The sequence below is a fragment of the Coleofasciculus sp. G3-WIS-01 genome (genome assembly GCF_040223135.1).
Classification (GTDB): domain Bacteria; phylum Cyanobacteriota; class Cyanobacteriia; order Cyanobacteriales; family Coleofasciculaceae; genus Coleofasciculus.
This window is the reverse complement of the sequence record NZ_JAVJZI010000162.1, coordinates 1-4,670: the sequence shown is the minus strand read 5'-3', so window position 1 is coordinate 4,670 and position 4,670 is coordinate 1. Positions and strand designations below refer to the sequence as shown.

The window sequence follows — 4,670 nt, the reverse complement described above, 5'->3', positions numbered from 1 at the left end:
AGTCGTTGAAGGAGTTAACAATAAACTGAAACTATTAAAACGGTGTGGATTTGGCTTCAGGAACTTTAAAAATTTTACTATACGCGCTTTGCTTTTGTGGCATTATCCTAACAGTTTAGCACACTAAGTACGGAAGACCCGTAATCTATATTTCCAGTGCTGTTAACAAAAATTTACAAAATCAGTGAAAATTAATTCAGCTAGGTGGTTGCCAAGGTTAGCTGATTGCCATATCATTCAACATGGTGTAACAACGTCATACGCAAGTATGACAAAACCTGGGTCTCAGAGGTAAAGTGTGGACTTGTGGGAAACCGTCAACCCTGGTAGTCTGGGACTCAAGTGCTGATTCCGGCTCGAGAATGTCATATCGATATCCTGCCAAAAGCCACCGACCTTGGACAAATACTATCGAGTCGAACAAAGTCATTGATTGGCTTTTAGTCGGCAAGAGAAGTCTGTTACACAAACCGGGCTGATCGATACTCGGTTATAAGTAAGCAACCCTGGTCTAAAGCTTGCCCGATAAGCGAAGCGAAGGGACACAGGGTTTCCCACAACGAAGGATTTTTATGACTAGGCTGGGTGTGGGTGGCATACATAAAATAGTTTCTCTGTCAAGAGAAAGTCGTTGAAATTAATAGCAAAAAAAAATTTTAGCTGATGATGCAACAAATCTTTACGAAAAAGAAACTAAATTTACAAGACAACGGTTTAAACTTAATAATCTTGCGGAAAAGGGGTGAGTTCAAAATTTACAGTCCAACCCTTCGGGAAGGGTTGGTTTAAGTTTGTGTCAGAGCGACGCGGATAAATTCCGAGTTGTTTGAGAAAGTTTTTTAATCTCTCACCAAAGATTAATCAAAGTTATAAAGGATGTAATTTTATATTAAATTAACATAAACCTATCGACAAGAATGCTCAATGTTTGACGCTGAATTGCTTATCAGTAAAGGAATACAGAAAAGAGAGATATCAGTTTGGTATCGATTAAATTGTTTTTTTTTAGTAAAGATCCCCAGAAGGACTAGATAAAACCGCCCAAGTAATGCCATTATTAATTAAGAGGAGATTATTGTATGTTCGCGAAATTAAAAAAAATTCGGGGTGCATTAAGAATGCGTAACAGAGCGCAAATATTCTTAACATTGTAATTTCGCGATCGCTAGCGGAGTTTTACCTACCTTTTGTCAACCTAATTCTGTTTTGGAGTTATACCCTATGTCGAAGCTCATGAATCGTACCTCAACTGCCACTGTAGACGCTAACATTGCCACATCTGTGAACTCCCCCGCTTCGACCTACTGCGGTCGTGGTGGCAATATTCCCGATGGAGTTGCTAGTTTTCAAGATGAGATTGTGGTGACGGAAAATATCGCGATTAGTAACGTCACCGTAACTCTGAATCACTTAGAACATACTTGGGTTGGCGACTTGATTGCCCAGTTGCGTCATGTAGAAACCGGGGTTGTGGTGGACTTATTCCGGCGCCCCGGACAACCTCAATTTTCAGCGAGTGGCTACAGTAACGACCTAAATGGGGATTACAGCTTTAACGATAACTTCTCCCATAGTTTTGACTCAGTAGCTGGGTCTCATGCGGTGATTCCCAGTGGTGAATATTGTGCAACTCAGCCTTTGTCTGTGTTTAAGGGACACACATCTGCAGGGACTTGGCAACTGATTATTAATGATTGCTCTGCGGGTGATTCAGGTTCTCTGGAGTCTTGGACTCTGAACTTGGAATAAACTACACAAGTAGACTAAACCTGCATTCTCAGGGAGAAAAGCAGAAATCGTTCATCAGTGCATAAGGTTTTCCAAAGCATGAGTGCGTTGAGTCAGCGCTTGAGGATACAGGTTGATTGGTTTAATCAAAGCGCAGGCAGTTTTCTGGCAAAAGCGATGTTGGCTCTGGATTAGAACAACCAACATTGCTTTTGTCAATTGCTCCGTTATAAAAATCCTCTGCTCTCTTGTTTAGAGTAAGCAGAGGATTTTTATTTTATAGAGGATCAAAATAAACGGGTAGCGAAGTTTTGCGATCGCGTCGGCGAAATTGCCCTAGCTTTGAGAATGGCAGCGGCTAAGCAGGTATAGGACAAAATCCCCACCACCGCTAACAATAAACTACTGACAAACCCACTGGCATTCCAAAGAGCGTGGAGAGTCGCCGCACACAGATAACCCGTTCCCAGAATTTGCCAAACTTTTCGCGGTTTGAGGACACTTAAGCCGATAAAATAGCCAAAGTAGCCACTATAAGCAATATGTCCGGCGACTGAACCGAGTAGACGGGGGATGAGTAATTGCAATCCCATCAGCTGACCCGGTTCTTGACCCGCTTGAAAGGTCACATTATCAATGATATCGGGCACATACTGCCCCAGAGTTTCCAATAGCGTAAAACCCACCCCTGACGCCGTACCTAATAGAATCCCATCCAGAGGTTCCCAGACGCCAATTTGTTCTCGCCAAGGAGAACGTAGCAGTCTCCCCAAGAAATACGCCCCAATAATGGGAAGGATTTTAAGTAACTCTTCCATCAAACCCGCCCCAAAAAACATGCGGATCAGCAGAGACGTAAAACTGATCAGTTCCCCCTCTTGGGGTAAGCTTCCCGGTAAGATGTCGCGAAAAACGATAATCGATAGAGGTAACAAAGGACTCGTTAAAATTAAACCCGTCGCGATCGCACACCCCAATAACACCCACCACGGTTTGGATTTACCACAAAGTTGATAGACAAAGTAAGAGGCGGCACCGGTTAAATAGGTTGCCAATAGGAGATTAAACACCATTGGCTTACCGACAGCCATAAACATCAACACCACAAAAACCACCGTCAGAATAGCGGGTCCAAGAAACGCCTTCTGAGTTAAATCGGCTCCCGTTGAAGCGAGGGGAAACAGTTGGCTAAAGGTAACCGAATCGGGAGTTTTCTGTCCGATTACACTGACAGGTGTCAGCGATGAACCCGAAGGAACAGGTGAGACTGGGGACACAGACGAGCTGAACTGACACTCAAAAATAAACTGAGGACCATCTTGACCCAGTTCAATGCGATCGCCGGCGTGCAATCGACAGCATCCCCGTAAAGGATAACCATTAATGTAAGTACCATTAATACTATTGAGATCACAAATTTCCCAGCCCTGATTCCAGGGTGAACAGGGACGAATCGTGGCATGACGCCGCGATACAATTAAATACTGATTAGGGTTTAAGGCAATTTGGCAGCTTGGATCACGCCCGATCACTATCTCCTGCTCCTCAGACAAGGGATAAGAAGATAGTGGTATAGCTGTACCTCTGACAGCAAGAGGTCGCAGAAATCCACGGCAGTGTTGACCAGTCATCAGTAATGTCCGTGAGCTTGGAAACCGTGTTTTAGCATGGGGTTTGATTCCTCCGTAGAGGTTGACCAAAGACCTCGTAGGGGCACGGCACTGCCGTGCCCCTACAATTAAAATTCTAAAGAACAACGGACGCCAAACCCTAGGGAGACAACGTTCTACTGATTTGCCCTCGCATCGCGAACAGCGGCGTAGAACAAAAAGCCACTCAAGGGAATACTACCCGCCAGGATAATTTCCGTGACTGATACACCTAACTGAGGTGTTCCTGAAGAGAGTTCAAAAATTGAGCCAACAGCCGCAATTGCGGTAATACAGGAACCCATCAAAAATAAACCACTTTTTGGTGTCATTGGATTAGATCTAACGCAGGATACTAAAATGTCCATGGATCAATCCATGGACAAGGCATTGGCACGGTTACTCTGAGATTTCCTAGCCATGAAAAGGTTTGACAGCTTGGGTAGAAAAGCCATACTTTTGCAGTTCTTCTGCCAAAACCAATCCATTTTCCACTCGATCCACAAACATAACCCCAGTCAGGTGATCCATTTCATGTTGAATGGCGCGAGAAAGCAGACCATCCGCCTTTAAGGTTTTCGGGCGTCCATTCTCATCTTTGTAGGTAACTTCCACCTCTACCGGGCGTTTGACATCTAAGTAGACGCCAGGAATACTTAAACACCCTTCTTGAGCGTCACATAGACTCGCACCAAAGCGCTTAATCGTGGGGTTAATTAGAATCAAGGGGGGATTTTCTGGGTTATCCGGTTCGCAGTCGATGACAATGATTTGTTTATTTACCCCGACCTGTGGTGCTGCCAAGCCAATGCCATCTGCACTATACATGGTTTGCAGCATCTGATGAGCTAACTGTCGGATGCTTTGGTCTACTTTGGCAACCCGCTTAGCTGGTTGACGCAGAACGCGATCGCCCAGATAGTGAATCTCTAGAGGAGGGTTGTCTAATTTTTTCTTTTCGACAATAACTTGAGCGGTCATGGGCATAGGAAACTTGTAAATCTAGCAATATTATTGGCACTTCCTTTTTTTATCCTAGCAGGTATCACTCTTGCTGGAATTCGGTTCATCCACCGCTTCTAAAAACCTAGACAAACCTACCCACAAGTAATTCTGCCTTGGTATAAGTCCACGGTGTAACTTTTGGTCGATGACCGTTAACGCTTGCGCTTGGCTGATACCCGGCGTTGTTGCTCGATATCAGCCAAAACCTTCGGCTCCCAGTTAGAGACACTATAGTAATCGTGCCTACGATTGACTACAGGGCATCGACCAATAAAATTATTAAATTGA

At 44.3% G+C, this 4,670-nt stretch carries 5 protein-coding genes; 2 read left to right on the top strand and 3 right to left on the bottom strand.

The window, feature by feature from the left end; all coding sequences use genetic code 11:
* Both RIM23_RS15710 and RIM23_RS15705 read left to right on the top strand, forming a co-directional pair.
* Nucleotides 1-127, top strand: a 127-nt coding sequence (locus RIM23_RS15710) for a transposase (RefSeq protein ID WP_446365467.1), incomplete at its 5' end; no start/stop codon positions are given.
* Between the two features lie 1,094 nt (nt 128-1,221).
* Nucleotides 1,222-1,749, top strand: a complete 528-nt coding sequence (locus tag RIM23_RS15705; protein WP_446368140.1) for a proprotein convertase P-domain-containing protein — start codon at nt 1,222-1,224, stop codon at nt 1,747-1,749.
* A gap of 266 nt (nt 1,750-2,015) precedes the next feature.
* Here the strand turns inward: RIM23_RS15705 and RIM23_RS15700 are convergent, their stop codons facing one another.
* From RIM23_RS15700 to def, 3 genes are all read right to left on the bottom strand, one after another.
* Complete coding sequence (locus RIM23_RS15700; protein ID WP_446368139.1) at nt 2,016-3,359, bottom strand: PrsW family glutamic-type intramembrane protease; 1,344 nt, start codon at nt 3,357-3,359, stop codon at nt 2,016-2,018.
* A gap of 155 nt (nt 3,360-3,514) precedes the next feature.
* Complete coding sequence (locus RIM23_RS15695) at nt 3,515-3,709, bottom strand: hypothetical protein (protein WP_446368138.1); 195 nt, start codon at nt 3,707-3,709, stop codon at nt 3,515-3,517.
* An 82-nt stretch (nt 3,710-3,791) separates the two neighbouring features.
* A complete protein-coding gene (gene def / locus RIM23_RS15690) occupies nt 3,792-4,358 on the bottom strand; it encodes a peptide deformylase (protein ID WP_446368141.1) in 567 nt (188 codons plus the stop codon).
* Nucleotides 4,359-4,670 lie beyond the last annotated feature (312 nt).

What these genes read in the sequence shown, in the direction of transcription:
- RIM23_RS15705 (WP_446368140.1), top strand. Translation starts at nt 1,222, where the DNA reads ATGTCGAAGCTCATGAATCGTACCTCAACTGCCACTGTAGACGCTAAC.
- RIM23_RS15700 (WP_446368139.1), bottom strand. Translation starts at nt 3,359, where the DNA reads ATGACTGGTCAACACTGCCGTGGATTTCTGCGACCTCTTGCTGTCAGA.
- RIM23_RS15695 (WP_446368138.1), bottom strand. Translation starts at nt 3,709, where the DNA reads ATGACACCAAAAAGTGGTTTATTTTTGATGGGTTCCTGTATTACCGCA.
- def (WP_446368141.1), bottom strand. Translation starts at nt 4,358, where the DNA reads ATGACCGCTCAAGTTATTGTCGAAAAGAAAAAATTAGACAACCCTCCT.